This window comes from Clostridium cuniculi (assembly GCF_004353185.1).
Taxonomy (GTDB): domain Bacteria; phylum Bacillota; class Clostridia; order Clostridiales; family Clostridiaceae; genus Clostridium; species Clostridium cuniculi.
The window spans coordinates 120120-136585 of the sequence record NZ_SMUS01000004.1 but is presented as its reverse complement, the minus strand read 5'-3'; the positions used below and the strand labels follow the sequence as shown (position 1 = coordinate 136585).

The 16466-nt window shown below is 28.8% G+C and carries 17 protein-coding genes; 16 read left to right on the top strand and 1 reads right to left on the bottom strand.

All coding sequences use genetic code 11. The features are described 5' to 3' along the window. Nucleotides 1–13 precede the first annotated feature (13 nt). The 5 genes from EJJ37_RS02955 (at nt 14) to rho (ending at nt 5285) form a co-directional block, all read left to right on the top strand. Nucleotides 14–1003 (top strand): DUF814 domain-containing protein, encoded by a 990-nt coding sequence (locus tag EJJ37_RS02955; RefSeq protein WP_133014094.1) that lies wholly within the window; start codon nt 14–16, stop codon nt 1001–1003. Nucleotides 1004–1012: 9 nt separating this feature from the next. Then, a complete protein-coding gene (locus EJJ37_RS02950; protein WP_133014093.1) occupies nt 1013–1429 on the top strand; it encodes a YwiB family protein in 417 nt (138 codons plus the stop codon). 99 nt (nt 1430–1528) lie between these two features. After that, on the top strand, nt 1529–1831 hold the full coding sequence (locus tag EJJ37_RS02945; protein WP_166484648.1) for a ribose-5-phosphate isomerase: 303 nt from the start codon (nt 1529–1531) through the stop codon (nt 1829–1831). 154 nt (nt 1832–1985) lie between these two features. Beyond that, the gene (locus EJJ37_RS02940) at nt 1986–3587 is read left to right on the top strand and encodes a CTP synthase (RefSeq protein WP_133014091.1); all 1602 of its coding nucleotides are present in this window, start codon (nt 1986–1988) and stop codon (nt 3585–3587) included. A gap of 291 nt (nt 3588–3878) precedes the next feature. After that, nucleotides 3879–5285, top strand: a complete 1407-nt coding sequence (gene rho, locus EJJ37_RS02935) for a transcription termination factor Rho (RefSeq protein WP_420808517.1) — start codon at nt 3879–3881, stop codon at nt 5283–5285. Nucleotides 5286–5396: 111 nt separating this feature from the next. Here rho and rpmE read toward each other — a convergent pair whose 3' ends face one another. Then, nucleotides 5397–5603, bottom strand: coding sequence for a 50S ribosomal protein L31 (gene rpmE / locus EJJ37_RS02930; RefSeq protein ID WP_005212373.1), 207 nt, complete (start codon nt 5601–5603; stop codon nt 5397–5399). Between the two features lie 166 nt (nt 5604–5769). Between rpmE and EJJ37_RS02925 the strand changes: the two genes are divergently transcribed. The 11 genes from EJJ37_RS02925 to EJJ37_RS02875 all read left to right on the top strand — a co-directional run bounded on the left by EJJ37_RS02925 (nt 5770) and on the right by EJJ37_RS02875 (nt 16456). Next, nucleotides 5770–6357, top strand: coding sequence for a thymidine kinase (locus EJJ37_RS02925; protein WP_133014089.1), 588 nt, complete (start codon nt 5770–5772; stop codon nt 6355–6357). A gap of 17 nt (nt 6358–6374) precedes the next feature. After that, nucleotides 6375–8129, top strand: coding sequence for a peptide chain release factor N(5)-glutamine methyltransferase (prmC, locus tag EJJ37_RS02920; RefSeq protein WP_133014088.1), 1755 nt, complete (start codon nt 6375–6377; stop codon nt 8127–8129). Nucleotides 8130–8605: 476 nt separating this feature from the next. Beyond that, on the top strand, nt 8606–9691 hold the full coding sequence (gene prfA / locus EJJ37_RS02915) for a peptide chain release factor 1 (RefSeq protein ID WP_133014087.1): 1086 nt from the start codon (nt 8606–8608) through the stop codon (nt 9689–9691). A 54-nt stretch (nt 9692–9745) separates the two neighbouring features. Next, the gene (locus EJJ37_RS02910) at nt 9746–10333 is read left to right on the top strand and encodes a hypothetical protein (RefSeq protein WP_166484647.1); all 588 of its coding nucleotides are present in this window, start codon (nt 9746–9748) and stop codon (nt 10331–10333) included. A gap of 19 nt (nt 10334–10352) precedes the next feature. After that, nucleotides 10353–11402 carry an L-threonylcarbamoyladenylate synthase gene (locus EJJ37_RS02905; protein WP_133014086.1) on the top strand — a complete coding sequence of 350 codons (1050 nt, stop codon included), beginning with the start codon at nt 10353–10355 and terminating at the stop codon, nt 11400–11402. A gap of 96 nt (nt 11403–11498) precedes the next feature. After that, nucleotides 11499–11948 carry a ribose 5-phosphate isomerase B gene (rpiB, locus tag EJJ37_RS02900; RefSeq protein WP_133014085.1) on the top strand — a complete coding sequence of 150 codons (450 nt, stop codon included), beginning with the start codon at nt 11499–11501 and terminating at the stop codon, nt 11946–11948. Between the two features lie 28 nt (nt 11949–11976). Then, nucleotides 11977–12606, top strand: a complete 630-nt coding sequence (gene upp / locus EJJ37_RS02895; protein WP_133014084.1) for a uracil phosphoribosyltransferase — start codon at nt 11977–11979, stop codon at nt 12604–12606. Nucleotides 12607–12782: 176 nt separating this feature from the next. Further along, nucleotides 12783–13280 (top strand): deoxycytidylate deaminase, encoded by a 498-nt coding sequence (locus EJJ37_RS02890; RefSeq protein ID WP_133014083.1) that lies wholly within the window; start codon nt 12783–12785, stop codon nt 13278–13280. Between the two features lie 289 nt (nt 13281–13569). Continuing rightward, nucleotides 13570–14751, top strand: a complete 1182-nt coding sequence (locus tag EJJ37_RS02885) for an acetyl-CoA C-acetyltransferase (RefSeq protein WP_133014082.1) — start codon at nt 13570–13572, stop codon at nt 14749–14751. Between the two features lie 649 nt (nt 14752–15400). Next, the gene (locus EJJ37_RS02880) at nt 15401–15772 is read left to right on the top strand and encodes an ATP synthase subunit I (RefSeq protein WP_166484646.1); all 372 of its coding nucleotides are present in this window, start codon (nt 15401–15403) and stop codon (nt 15770–15772) included. Continuing rightward, nucleotides 15773–16456 carry a F0F1 ATP synthase subunit A gene (locus EJJ37_RS02875; protein WP_133014080.1) on the top strand — a complete coding sequence of 228 codons (684 nt, stop codon included), beginning with the start codon at nt 15773–15775 and terminating at the stop codon, nt 16454–16456. It abuts the gene before it with no gap. Nucleotides 16457–16466 lie beyond the last annotated feature (10 nt).

Genomic DNA, 16466 nt, shown 5'->3' with positions numbered 1-16466 from the left:
TAGGAGGAAGAGTATGGCAAAGGCGTTAGCTATGATTTCAGGAGGGCTAGATAGTATTTTAGCAGCAAAATTAATAAAGGAACAAGGTATAGAGGTATTAGGAATTTGTTTTAGATCATATTTCTTTAGTGAAGAAAGTGCAATAAAGATGGCAAAGCAAATAGATATACCACTATTAGTAGTAGATTTTTCACCAGAGCATTTAGAGTTAGTTAAAAATCCTAAGCATGGTAGAGGTAAAAATATGAATCCATGTATAGATTGTCATGCTATGATGATGAATTATGCAGGAAAACTATTAGAGGAACATAATGCAGATTTTATTATTACAGGGGAAGTATTAAATCAACGACCTATGTCTCAAAACAGACAAGCTTTAAATATTGTAAAAAAGGAATCTGGATTTGCTAATAAAATTTTAAGACCTTTATGTGCTAAGAATATGGATCCTACAGAAATGGAATTAAGTGGATTAGTTGATAGAGAAAAGTTATTAAATATTACTGGAAGAAGTAGAAAACCACAAATGGAATTAGCTGCAAAATGGGGAATAACAGAATATCCATCACCAGCAGGTGGATGTAAATTAACAGAACCTAATTATGCATTAAGATTAAAAGATCTTTTAACTTTTAAAGAAGCAGTTGAAGAAGATGAATTAAGTCTTTTAAGATATGGAAGACATTTTAGAACAGAAGATAACAATAAGATAATAGTTGCAAGAACTCAAGAAGAGGGAGAAGCAATTAAATCACTTATACATAAGAAATATTATTCTTTCCATACAACTGATTTTTCAGGAGCACTTGTATTGTTGGAAGGAAATGGAACTGAAAATGACATACATTTAGCTGCTAGAATAGCTGCAAGATATAGCAAAGGAAGAGAAAAAGCAGAGTTAAAGGTTAAATACGGTATATATGGACAAAAGTTAGAAAATATTATAGTTGTAGAGCCTATAACAGATAAAGAATTAGAAAAATATATGATTTCTATAAAGTAGGGGGATAAAATGGAGAAGAGAGCAATTATATCTGTAAAAAGTTCATCAAATTTAGATCCTAATGATGCAATTGAAGTGGTGACTCCTGGTAAGTTTATAATTGAGGAGAATGGATTTAAAGCAATATATGAAGAATCAGAAATATCAGGAATGGAAGGAACAACTACTACTTTAAATATACAAGATGATATAATGGTATTAGAGAGAGTAGGATCAACTACTACAAATATGGAGTTTAAAGAAGGGGCAATGGCTGTTTCTTTATATAACACACCATATGGAGTATTAGATTTAAATGTTGATACTGAAAAGTTAAATATAAATGTTAATGAAAATGGTGGAGAAATTTACTCTAAGTATACTTTAGGACTTGAAGGTCAGGAAGGAATAATTACTGAGTTAAATATAAAAATTAAAGTAAATTAAATTTTAGACTTCTATGAAATTAATTATTCATAGAAGTCTTTTCTATGAATAAAAAAAATTATGAAGGAAATAATTAAAGAAAAGCACTATAAAAGAGGAGTGGGTAATATAAATAAGTATGAAATTATAATGTTAATTTTAAGTAGTTATTATGGAATGAGTTATGAAGAATTTAAAAAGAGACTTAAAAAGAAAGATAATTTATATTTGACACTTTTACTTATGAAGAAATTTAAATGTTTAAATTCAGAAGTTATTCAAGAAAACTTAGGGATTTTAAATAATAGAATGTTGTGCTATAGAATGAAAAAAGCTGAAGAAAAAATATTGATAAATAAAAGATTTAGAGATGAATATTTTGAATTAGAAGATAAAATAAAAGAAAATTTTAAAAATGCATAAAAAACACTAGCCTAATTCTAACTAATGTGATACTATAATATCTATGATTATTCCTGCTCTTGGCAATAAGAGAGGTAATTTAAATTATATCATTGTAAAAATCAATAGTCAATAGAAAATTTAAATTAAATTTTAGATATATGGAGGTTTAAGCATGAGCACTAAATATGTTTTTGTAACAGGTGGAGTTGTATCAGGATTAGGAAAAGGAATAACAGCAGCTTCATTAGGAAGATTATTAAAAAATAGAGGATTAAAAGTATCTATACAAAAATTTGACCCATACTTAAATGTAGATCCAGGAACAATGAGTCCGTACCAACATGGTGAAGTTTTTGTAACTGATGATGGAGCAGAAACAGATCTAGATCTAGGACATTATGAAAGATTTATAGATGAAAATTTAACTAAAAATAGTAATATTACTTCAGGTAAAATTTATTGGTCAGTTATATCTAAGGAAAGAAGAGGAGAATACCTTGGAGGAACTGTTCAAGTTATACCTCATATTACTAATGCTATAAAGGAAAGAGTTTATAGAGTAGCTAAAGAAACAGATGTTGATGTGGTAATAACTGAAATAGGGGGAACAGTTGGTGATATTGAATCATTACCATTCCTTGAAGCTATAAGACAAATAAAATATGATGTTGGTAGAGAAAATGTATGCTTTATACATGTTACATTAGTACCTTTCTTAGGAAAATCAGGTGAATTAAAAACTAAGCCAACTCAACATTCTGTTAAGGAATTAAGAAGTATTGGTATTCAACCAGATATTATAGTTTGTAGATCAGAAAAAGAAATATCAGATGATTTAAAATCTAAAATAGGATTATTCTGTAACATAGAAGGTAAGTGTGTAATACAAAATTTAGATGCAGATCACTTATATGAAGTTCCATTAATGCTCCATAAAGAAGGTTTAGATAGATTAGTTGTTGAAAAATTAGAATTAGGTTGCAGAGATATTAATAATACAGAATGGATAGATATGGTTTCTAGATTAAAGAATCTAGAAGGTAGCGTTAAAATTGCATTAGTTGGAAAGTATGTTGAGTTACATGATGCTTACATATCTGTAGTAGAGGCATTAAATCACGGTGGACTAGCTAATGGAACAAATGTAGAAATTAAATGGGTAAATGCAGTGGATGTGACAGAAGATAATTCTAATGATTTATTAGGAGATGTTGATGGAATTTTAGTACCAGGTGGATTCGGAGATAGAGGTGTAGAAGGTAAGATTGAAGCTATTAAATATGCAAGAGAAAATAAGATACCTTTCTTAGGAATTTGTTTAGGTATGCAAACAGCAGTAATTGAATTTGCAAGAAGTGTATTAGATTATAAAGATGCTAATAGTTCTGAAATTAATCCAGAGACGGAATATCCTGTAATAGATCTTATGCCAGAACAAAAGGATGTTGAAGATTTAGGGGGTACAATGAGATTAGGATTATACCCATGTAAATTAGATAAAACATCAAAAGCTTATGAATGTTATTCAGACGAATTAATATATGAGAGACATAGACATAGATATGAATTTAATAATGCATATAGAAAACAAATAATTGAGTCTGGAATGAAAATAACAGGTACAAGCCCAGATGGTAGATTAGTTGAAATAGTAGAAGTTGAAGATCATCCATGGTTTGTAGCAGCTCAATTCCATCCAGAATTAAAATCAAGACCAAATAATCCACATCCATTATTTAAAGCTTTTGTAAAAGCTGCAATAGAGGAAAAGTAAAAGAAAAGTAAGAAAAGTGAAGAATATCTTCACTTTTCTTTTTAATGTTATAAAATTATTTAAAGTGGATAAGCTTATAATATAACTTTCTATTGAATTTTAAAGGTTATTAGTTCATAATTATATATAAACTTAAATATGCATTGTATTAATTAATGCTATATTGTATATTATTATTTTAATAAGAGTCTATTTCATTTCAAATATATCAAACCTTAGGTTTAATCTATTATTATCCCAAATTAAAAAACTATTGGAGGTGTCAATTTGACCAGAGAGACATATGCTGAGATGACTTTAGTTGATTTAAAAAATAAGGCTAAAGAGCTTGGAATAAAAAACATAAGTAAATTGAAGAAAAGTGAAATAATTGATGAATTAGTAAAAGTTACACCTAATGCTATAGAAAAAAATGGAGTAATTTTAACAGAAAGAATAGCTCCTAAAGTAAGGGAACAAGAAAATTCTAATAATACTTTTTCAAATAATCATGAAAATAGAGAAAACTATTCTATGACAGAAGAACAAAAAGAGGAGAAAAAAGAGAGACTAAAGGTGATGATAAATGAATCTGGTTCTTCTAAAGGAGTACTAGAAGTTCAAGAAAATAATAACTTTGGATTTTTAAGATGTAATAACTACTTAACTGGAGAAAATGATATATATGTATCTCCATCACAAATAAGAAGATTTAACTTAAGAACAGGTGATGAAGTTCAGGGAAAAGTAAGAGAAGCTAAAGAGGGAGAAAAATTTAAGGCTTTATTATTTGTAGAAAAAGTAAATGGTGATAATCCAGAAAAGGCTATAGGAAGAAAGAATTTTGAAACATTAACTCCTATATATCCTAATGAAAGATTACATTTAGAAACTGATAATGAGAAAGATTTATCTTCTAGATTAATGGATATTATTTGTCCAATAGGAAAAGGACAAAGAGGAATTATTGTTGCTCCACCAAAAGCCGGTAAAACTACTTTATTAAAAAAGGTTGCACAAAATATTAGCAAAAATCATCCTGATATTAAGCTTATAGTTTTATTAATAGATGAAAGACCAGAAGAAGTTACTGATATGAAGAGATCTATAAATGGAGATGTTATCTATTCAACATTTGATGAGGAACCACAAAACCATGCAAAGGTAGCTCAAATGGTATTAGAGAGAGCTAAAAGAATGGTAGAACAAGGGAAGGATGTTGTTATATTATTAGATAGTATAACTAGATTATCTAGAGCTTATAATTTAACAATAAATCCAACAGGAAGAACATTATCAGGTGGATTAGATCCAGGGGCATTAATAATGCCTAAAAAATTCTTTGGAGCAGCAAGAAATATAGAGGAAGGTGGAAGCTTAACTATTCTTGCTACAGCATTAGTTGAAACAGGATCAAGAATGGATGATATGATATTTGAGGAATTTAAAGGAACTGGTAACATGGAAGTCCACTTAGATAGAAGACTTCAAGAAAGAAGAATATTCCCTGCAATTGATATTTATAAATCTGGAACTAGAAAAGAGGATTTATTATTATCAGATGAAGAAAAAGAAGTAGCATTTGCTATTAGAAAAATTATGTATAGAGATGGTAATATTGAAAATGTTACAGAAAATCTAATAAATATGTTATCTAAAACAAAAAATAACAAAGAATTTATTCAAGTTTTTCCTAAAAATGATACATTTAAAAAGTAGTTAATAATATATAAAGAGGCTTATTAAAGAAGCCTCTTTTGTTAATTTTTTTCTTATTTAAAGAAAAAATGAGAAAGAACATAATTCTTTCTCATAAATTCTAATTTAATCTTATTTGTTAAGACCGAACTTCTTATTGAACTTGTCAACTCTACCGCCGATATCAACGATTTTTTGCTTACCAGTGAAGAATGGGTGGCATTTAGCACATATATCAACTTTTAATTCTTCTTTAACTGAACCAGTTGTGAAAGTGTTTCCACATGCGCACTTAACCACAGCATCGTGATGGTATTCTGGATGTATGCCTTGTTTCATTTGATTCACCTCTTTCAAAATACATTCATTGAAGTAATTCAATGACCTAATGAATTATAACATAAGGGTGAAATACAGTCAATATAACGAGGAAATAAAAACATCTTTTTAAGTATATATTAAAATGCTATAATCGAAATAGACAAATATAAGAAGGAGAGACGTTATGAGTAAATTATATTTTAGATATGGTGCCATGAATTCAGGAAAATCTACAAACCTTATGCAAGTAGCATATAATTATGAGGAGCGTGGAATGAGGGTTGTATTAATTAAACCATCAACTGATAAAAAAGGTGGAGATAAATTAGTATCTAGATTAGGTGTTGAGCGCAAAGTTGATTTATTAATTAATGATGAGCAAAATATATATGAAGAGGTTAAAAAATGGGAAGATAACAAGTATAAAATAGATTGTATATTAGTAGATGAAGTACAATTTTTAAAATCTCATCAAATAGATGAACTTTTTGAAATTGCAGTTTGTCTAGATATACCAGTTATTTGCTATGGACTTAGAACGGATTTTAAAATGCAAGGCTTTGAAGGAAGTACAAGATTATTATTATTAGCACATAGCATAGAGGAGTTAAAAACTATATGTAAATGTGGAAGAAAAGCTGTTTTAAATGGTAGAAAAATAAATGGAAAATTTGTTTTTGAGGGTGAACAAGTTGCTATAGATAATGTAGACAATGTTGAGTATGAATCTTTATGTGGACATTGTTACTTTAAATTTAAAAATAAAAAATAAAATGAAAGAGTGATGATATGAGAAAATGTGATGTTGGGGGTCAAGCTATAATTGAAGGAGTTATGATGCGTGGTTCAAAGGGTTTGGCAACAGCAGTAAGAACTCCAAATGGAAAAATAGAAGTTAAAGTAAAAAAAACAAAACCAATAACAAAAAAATATAGAATTTTAAATATTCCTGTAATTAGGGGAGCAGCGGTATTAATAGATTCATTAATAGTTGGTATTAATACATTAAACTATTCTGCAAGTTTTTTTGAAGAGGATGAAGAAGAATCAAAATTTGATATTTGGCTTAAAAAGAAATTAGGGGATAAAGGTGCTAATGATCTAATTGTTACAATAACTATGATGATTTCTCTTTTAGTTGCTGCGGGGCTATTTTTAGGTATACCAACTGCAGTAGCATCAATATTTAAAAATATGGGATTATCTCCTATAGTATTAAATTTAATTGAGTCAGCAATAAGAATAGCAATCTTAATAAGTTATATGTATTTAATAAGTAAGCTAGATGATATATATAGAGTATTTCAATATCATGGAGCAGAGCATAAAACTATATTTTGTTATGAAGCTGAAGAAAAATTAACAGTTGAAAATGTAAGAAAGTTTGGAAGATTGCATCCTAGATGTGGAACTAATTTTCTATTTTTAACTATGATAGTTAGTATTGTTTTATTTACTTTAACAGGCTGGGGTGGCTTTTGGCAAAGGCTTATATTGAGAATAGTACTAATGCCTATAGTGGCTGGAATTACTTATGAATTAATAAAATGGCTTGGAAGGACTGAAAGTAAATTGGGAAAAATTATTGCATATCCAGGTTTAAAATTACAGGAGCTTACTACTAAAGAACCTGATGATGCTCAATTAGAAGTTGCTATAAAATCTTTAATGGCAGTAGAAGGAATTGAATATAAGAAGACAATTGGGGAATTATTAATAGATGGAAATAAAATATTAAAAGAAGCAGATGTAGAAACTTATATATTAGATACTCAATTATTATTAGGAAAAGTTCTTGGAAAAGATAAACTTTATTTAATTACTAACAAAGAAGAGGAAGTTAACAAATTTAAAGAGAGAGAATTCTATAGATTAATAAATAAAAGAAAAGAAAAGATGCCTATTAAGTACATACTAAAGAGTGCTGAATTTATGGGATTAGATTTTCATGTTCAAGAAGGTGTACTTATTCCAAGGGGGGATACCGAAATATTAGTAGAAGAGACTCTTAAGACTATTGAGGATGATAGAGAATACACTGTTTGTGATTTATGTTGTGGAAGTGGTGCAATAGGTATATCTATTGCTTATTTAAGAGAGAACACGAAGGTAGATTTAATTGATTACTATGATATTCCAGAAAGAGTAACTAAGAGGAATATAACAAAGCATAATTTAAACTCTAGAGCAACATTTATAAAAAGTGATTTACTAGAAGAGGTAATAAATCAGCAAAAGAAATATGATATATTAGTTTCTAATCCACCATATATAAAGGAAGAAGTTATAGAGACATTAATGGATGATGTCAAAAAGTATGAACCTCATACAGCTTTAAATGGTGGAGAAGATGGTTTATATTTCTATAAAAAAATTGTTGATGATAGTGATAAAATATTAAATAAGGATGGAATATTAGCCTTTGAAATAGGTCATGACCAAGGTAAAGAGGTTAGTGATTTAATGATTGAAAAGGGATATAAAAATGTAAGAATAGTTAAGGATTTAGCTGGGCATGATAGAGTAGTTATTGGTGAACTTTAGAATAATATTGCGCACCACATGGAAGCGAAAAAATGAAATATTTATCTTCCGGTAAAGGTGAAATTTTCACCTAGAATTTATATAATTGATTCCGTAAAGTTTGCTAAAGTTTTTAAACTCGCTATTCGCTCAAACAGTAAAAACTTCTTTACGCAACTTTACTCCATCAATTATTAAATTCTACGGTTTAATTTCAATGATACCTCCAAATAAATATTTCATTTTTCTTTCTCCATGTATATGCTTATACCGTACCCTTTATAGTTAATGTTTTGTGCTATAAATTTTTCTTATATTAAAGTTAATTTGTATATTAATATTCTTAGTTTATTTAAAAATATATATTTAAAAGTTAACAATTTATTATATAAAATATATCAGAAGTCATTAACTTATACATTTGTTTAAACTTGATAAAATGATGATTATTATGTTATAATATTTAAATACGAAAAAATACAGTACGGAGTGATACTATGTTATTAGATAAATTAGCATTTACGGAAAATAAATACGAAGAACTATCAGTTAAAATATCGGATCCTTCAATAATGGCTAACCAAAAAGAATGGAGAAAGCTATGTAAGGAACATGCTGACTTAGAAATAATAGTAACAGCATATAGGGAATATAAAAAGGTAGTTGAAGACTTAGAAGCTAACAAGGAAATGTTAGAAGAAGAAACAGATAAAGAAATGAGAGAAATGTTATCTGAAGAAATTTCAAGTCTTAAAGCGCAAGAAGAAGAATTAGAAAAGAAGATTCAAATTTTATTATTACCAAAGGATCCTAACGATGATAAAAACGTATTTGTTGAAATCAGAGGTGGAGCTGGAGGAGATGAAGCGGCATTATTTGCAGCAAATCTTTTCAGAATGTATACAAGATATGCAGAATCTCAAAGATGGTCAGTTGAAATGATGAGTTCAAATGAAAATGACCTTGGTGGATTTAAAGAAGTTGTATTTATGATCAAAGGTAATGGAGCTTATTCAAAGCTTAAATATGAAAGTGGTGTACATAGAGTACAAAGAGTACCAGATACAGAAAGTTCAGGTAGAATCCATACTTCTACAGCTACAGTTGCAGTTTTACCAGAAGTTGATGATGTTGAAATAGAAATCAATGATAAAGATTTAAGAATTGATGTTTATAGATCTTCAGGTAATGGAGGACAATGCGTTAATACAACAGATTCAGCAGTTAGAATAACACATATACCTACAGGTACTGTTGTTGCATGTCAAGATGAAAAGTCACAACTTAAGAATAAAGAAAAGGCTATGAAAGTATTAAGAGCTAGACTTTATGAAGTTGCAGAAGCTGAAAGACTTGCAGGAATTGCAGAAGATAGAAAGAGCCAAGTTGGTACAGGGGATAGAAGTGAAAGAATAAGAACTTATAACTATCCTCAAGGAAGAGTTACTGATCATAGAATTGGATTAACATTATATAAATTAGATAGTTTTATGAATGGAGATATTGATGAGGTTATAAATGCGTTAATTACTGCGGATCAAGCAGAAAAAATGCAAGCAATGGGTAATACTGATTCAATATAGTGCGTTTAAAAGCCTTGCATTATTTAATGTAAGGCTTTTAAAATAGGTGATAATATGAAGATTGAAAAAGCATTAAAGAAACAAAAGAGATATAATAAGCTATTTATTATTTTTATGTTTTTTTTAGCGATATTTCTTCCGATTATAACTTACTTAGCATATATTAAGACTTTTACTATAATAGCATTTCTATTATTAATAGAAATTCTTATCTTCATAGCAATTATAAGAAAAGTTAATGCCTGTACATTGAAGTTTATTTGTGCTAATAATAAATTAAAGTTTAGAAGTGGATTATTTTCATCTTATACATATATTCAATGTGATAGGATATCAATTATACATACCAATAAAAGTAATGAAGACATGGAAATTATAATTGTTACTAAGGGAAAAGTTAAAAATCAAAAGATGAAGCTAATAAATAAAGAGTTTATGAAAAAATATGAAGAAGCAGCAGTTGAGTATAGACGGCTAAAAAGAATAAATGAAGATGTAGTTTTTTATTTTCAAGTTATTAAATATGGAGAATTAAACAAGTATATATTTTTAGATAATATATATAGAAATTGTGTTAATGCTACATATACGGCATCAGCTATAGATAATATAAAAATAGCGAGAAGTCAAAAAGAAATTTAAAGAAAGAAGGTAATTCCTTATGGAAACTAAGGTTGCCATAATTAAAGATATTAAAAAAGATATTAAATTTATAGAGGAAGCTGCAGAAATTATAAGAGATGGTGGAACAGTAGCTTTTCCTACAGAGACAGTATATGGTTTAGGAGCAAATGCATTAAATGAAGAGTCTGTAAAAAAGATATTTATTGCTAAAGGAAGACCACAAGATAATCCATTAATTGTTCATGTTAGCTCTAAGGATATCTCTAGCTTAGTAAAAGAGGTACCTCCTATAGCTCAAGAGTTAATTAATAAATTTTGGCCAGGTCCATTAACTATAATTTTAGAAAAAAAAGATATTATACCTAATATGACAAGTGCAAATCTTGATACTATTGGTATAAGAATGCCTAATTCTGAGATAGCACTTAAACTTATAGAACTTTCAAAAAGGCCAATTGCTGCACCATCGGCTAATATATCAGGAAGACCAAGTCCAACTGAAGTAGAAAGATGTGTGGAGGATTTAAATGGTCGAGTTGATTATATAATAGGTGGAGAAAGTAGTGATATTGGAGTTGAATCTACTATTATTGATTGTACAGTTAATCCTCCTATGATATTAAGGCCAGGTGGAATAACTTTAGAAATGCTTAGGGAAATAGATTCTAATATTGATATAGATAAAGCATTAAAATCAAAACCAAGTAATGATTTAAAACCAAAAGCACCAGGAATGAAGTATAGGCATTATGCTCCAAAAGCGCATTTAAAAATAATTAGGGGCAAAAATGAAAAAACTATTGAAATTATTAAAGAAATGTTAGAAAATTATATAGAAAAAAATAATGATGTAGCTATACTGACTACAGATGAGAACTTAAGTAAATTTGATAAAGGTAGTGTGATATCTTTAGGTAGTGAGAAAAATTTAAGTCAAATTGCCAAACATCTTTTTGAAGCTTTACGAAAATGTGATGATCTAGGTGTACAATATATTTTATGTCAAGGATTCGAAGAAAAAGGTGTTGGTGTCGCAATAATGAATAGGTTAAGTAAAGCTGCTGGATATGATATTATAGATGTATAAATAAGGAGGATGGGGGAACCTATTCCTCTTTTTTTATAAATATAAAAATACAATAACATAATTGTTGTATATTAAATAACAGAAAGGTTGGTTTTTATGAAGATTGCGTTAGGTTGCGACCATGGTGGATTAAATTTAAAAGAGGAAATAGCTAAGTATCTAGAAACTCAGAATATTGAGTTTAAGGATTTTGGAACATACACTGAAGAATCATGCGATTATGCTGATATAGCGTTACCAGTTGCAGAGGCTGTAGTAGCTAAAGAGTTTGATTTTGGTATATTAATTTGTGGTACAGGAATTGGAATAGGAATTGCAGCAAATAAGGTTCCAGGAGTAAGAGCAGCACTTTGTTCAGATACATTTAGTGCCCATGCAACTAGAGAACATAATGATGCAAATATATTAACTATGGGAGAAAGAGTTGTTGGAAAGGGATTAGCAATAGATATAGTTAAAGCATTTTTAGGCGCTGAGTTTGAAGGCGATAGACATACAAGAAGAATTAATAAAATTACTGAAATTGAAAAGAAATATTCTAAATAATAAATATTTACTCAGGAGGAATAAGAAAATGAGCAAAGTAACAGAAATGAAGCATCCTTTAATATCACACAAATTAGCATACATAAGAAGCAAGGATACAGGGTCAAAATATTTTAGAGAGTTAGTAGAAGAAGTATCTATGTTAATGGCATATGAAGTTACTAGAGATTTAGAGACTGAAGAAGTTGAAGTAGAAACTCCAATATGCAAAACTAAGTGTCAAATGCTAGCAGGAAAGAAGATGGCGATAGTTCCAATATTAAGAGCTGGACTTGGAATGGTAGATGGAATATTAAACCTAATTCCAGCAGCAAAAGTTGGACATATAGGACTATATAGAGATGAAGAAACTCTTCAACCAGTAGAGTATTTCTGTAAGCTTCCACAAGATATAGCTGAGAGAGATGTAATTGTAGTTGATCCAATGTTAGCAACAGGAGGATCTGCAGCTGATGCTATAACTTTATTAAAACAAAGAGGAGCTAAGAAAATAAGATTAATGTGTCTAATTTCTTCTCCAGAAGGAATTAAGTTAGTTCAAGATCAACATCCAGATGTTGATATATATGTTGCATCTGTTGATGAAAAATTAAATGAAAAAGGATATATTGTACCAGGTCTTGGAGATGCTGGAGATAGACTTTTTGGAACTAAGTAGTAAAAAAAGCGAAGACAGCAGTCTTCGCTTTTTTAGTAAATTATGAGGAAATTTAGAATTAAGATTTAAATTTCGCTAATTAAAGAGAGTGTTTCACAATATTTTTTAATTGTATCATAATTGACATAATAGTAAGTTAAAATTAATTTAATAAAAGAAATAGGAGGATAAATATTATGGGTAAAAGAGAAGGTTATTTATCATGGGATGATTATTTTATGTCTGTTGCATTGTTATCAGGAAAGAGAAGTAAGGACCCTAATACACAGGTTGGAGCTTGTATAGTAAATAAAAATAATATAATTGAAAGTATAGGATATAATGGGCTTCCAAAGGGATGTTCAGATGATGAGTTCCCATGGGATAAAGAAGGAGAAACTTTAAATACAAAATATCCATTTGTAGTTCATGCTGAATTAAATGCAATATTAAATGCAAAAGGAAAAGATTTATCTGGATGCAGAATATATGTTGCACTTTTCCCTTGTAATGAATGTGCGAAAGCAATAATACAATCTGGAATAAGTGAAGTCATATATTTAAGTGATAAATATGCAAACACAGATTCAGTAAAGGCATCAAAACTTATGTTTAAATGTGCTGGAGTAAAATTAAATCAATTAGAGGCCACACATGAAAAAATAGAATTATCATTTGATGTTAAGGATATTTAGTATTAGGATTTTGATAAAATAATGACAACATAAAAAAGATAGAAGAGAATTTTAATTATTTAAGTATTAATTTATTTAACATGCATATACATATAATGATATATTAGAAACGAAAGAATATGAAAAATAAATACAATAAAAGGTAAAAAAATAAAAAATATAATAAAAGGTAAAATATTTTTAAAATTAGTTGATATTGGAAAAATGGAAGTGGTATAATAATAGTGTTAATTGTTTAACAATTAACACTATTATGATTTTATGGGTATAGTAATGGGAGGAAGTTTTTATGAGAGAAGTAGTAATAGTTAGTGCAGTAAGAACTGCAATTGGTTCATTTGGTGGATCATTAAAAGATATTCCTGCAGCAGAATTAGGGTCAATAGTAATTAAAGAAGCTGTAAATAGAGCTGGAATTAAGCCAGAATTAGTAGAAGAAGTAGTTATGGGAAATGTTATTCAAGCAGGACAAGGACAAAATGTAGCTAGACAAGCAGCTGTAAAAGCTGGATTACCAGTAGAAGTTCCTGCAATGACAATAAATAAAGTTTGTGGATCAGGTTTAAGATGTGTTGCTTTAGCGGCTCAAATGATTAAAGCTGGAGATTGTGATGTAGTTATTGCTGGAGGTATGGAAAATATGTCAGCAGCGCCATATGCTATGCCTGGAGCTAGATGGGGCCAAAGAATGGGCGATGGAAAAATGGTTGATACAATGATTAAAGATGCTTTATGGGATGCATTTAATGATTATCATATGGGAGTTACAGCTGAGAACATAGCGAAAGAATGGGGATTAACAAGAGAAATGCAAGATGAGTTTGCATTAAATTCTCAATTAAAAGCTGAAAAGGCAATTAAAGAAGGTAAGTTTGTAGATGAAATAGTACCAGTAGTTATTCCTCAAAGAAAAGGAGAACCTAAGGTATTTGATCAAGATGAGTTCCCAAGATTCGGATCAACAATTGAAAAGATGGCTAAATTAAGGCCTTCATTCATTAAAGATGGAACTGTAACAGCTGCTAATGCATCAGGAATTAATGATGGGGCTGCTGCATTTGTAGTTATGAGTGCTGAAAAAGCTAAAGAATTAGGAGTAAAACCAATGGCTAAAATACTTTCTTATGGAAGTAAAGGATTAGATCCTGCTATTATGGGATATGGGCCATTCCATGCAACAAAGAAAGCTTTAGAAGTAGCTGGACTAACTGTTGAAGATATGGATTTAATAGAAGCAAATGAAGCATTTGCAGCTCAAAGTTTAGCTGTAGCTAAAGACTTAAACTTTGATATGGAAAAAGTTAATGTAAATGGTGGTGCTATTGCACTTGGACATCCAGTAGGAGCTTCAGGTGCTAGAATATTAGTTACATTGCTTCATGAAATGGAGAAGAGAGATGCTAAAAAAGGATTAGCTACTTTATGTATAGGTGGCGGAATGGGAACTGCATTAGTAGTTGAGAGAGTTTAGATCTAATAAAAGTCAATGAAAAAAGGAGCTTTTTGGAGGCTCCTTTTATTATTTAACATATTATAAATGAATTTAATGATTATTATTTGAATAAATCATAATAAAATTTTCTTAAATAATGAATAAATCATATTTGAATTATTCAAAAATAATAAAAAAATTACATAATATAGTATAGTGTAAGTTTGAAAATGATAAAAAAAAACTAAAAAATCTAAAAAATAATAATATTATTTAAAAAAAATAACACAATAAAATTATGAAACGTTATCAACAGAAAAAAATAAAAAACTGAAAATATTAAGAAAATTTAAACAAATGCAGGAAATAATAATTATGTGCAAAAAAAAATTAAAATAGGCAAAAACGAGATTTTAGTTGAGCATTAGTGAAGTATTATCTAATAATGAGCGATTTTAACGAAAAATTGTAAAAAATAACTAAAAACTAGGTTTTTATTAATTTCAAACTAGGTATATAATTGCTACTGTTAACGGGATATCAAGCTACTAATAAATTAATAGTATTCCTATATAAGAGCTCTTTTATACATATTAAATAAATATCAAACTAGAAAGATAGTTAGTTTTTATATAGGAATAAGGCAAAATCACTATATCCCAAATAAGTTATTTACTAGGAGATGAAAATGACTGAAGACTTAAATAAAATAGTCAAATCTGTAGCAAAAAATGATTTAATAAGTGGAGTTGTTTTATTTTTAATATTAGTATTATTTGGACAATATAAAAGTGGATCTATATTATTAGTTGGAACAATTGTTTCAATGATAAACTTTATTGTTTCAGCAGTTATTACTAATAAGTTTTTAAATAAACCTAAAAAAAATAAGGCAATTTTATTTCCCCTAAGTTATTTAATAAGAATAGTAAGTATAGTTGCTATAGCGGTAGTTTTTTCTAATAAGATGAGCTATTTACTAGCTTTTCTAATAGGATTTTTTATACATTATATAATACTAGTAATAACTACTATAAAAGTGCAGAAGGGAAGTGAATAGATGGAACCATCAGAAGCTATATTTTCTTTTTACTTAGGTAAAATAGCAATTGATATAAAACCAGAGGCTATAGTTGAATTAGTGATTGTATTACTAATTTTAGCATTGGCATGGTGGTCTACACGAAATATGCAGATAAGACCTAATAAGAAGCAAACTATTGTTGAATGGATTTATAACATGCTAAATAATGCTGTAGTAAGTAATATTGGAGAAAGCTTTATAAGTATAGTTCCTTTTGTAGGAGCATTAGGAATATTTGTTCTAGTAATGAATTTAACTGGATTAGTAGGAATATCCCCACCAACAAAGAACTTTAGTGTTACATTGACATTAGCTTTAATGTCATTCATAGTGGTGCAAGGATATGCTATTAAAAAGAATGGTGTTGGAGGTTACTTTAAAGGTTATTTAGAGCCAGTATCCTTTATATTACCTATTACAATATTAGAAAGAGTAATGTTACCAATATCATTGTCATTAAGACTTTTTGGTAATATGTTAGCGGCTACTTTCATAATTGAACTTGTTTATGAAAGCTTAGAGAAAGTAGCATGGTTTGCACAACTTGTTATACCTATTCCATTGCATTTATATTTCGATATATTTGATGGTGGTATTCAAGCGGTAATTTTTGTAATGTTAACAATGATAAATATTAAAATAGTGTCTGAACATAGTTAAGAGGAGGAAA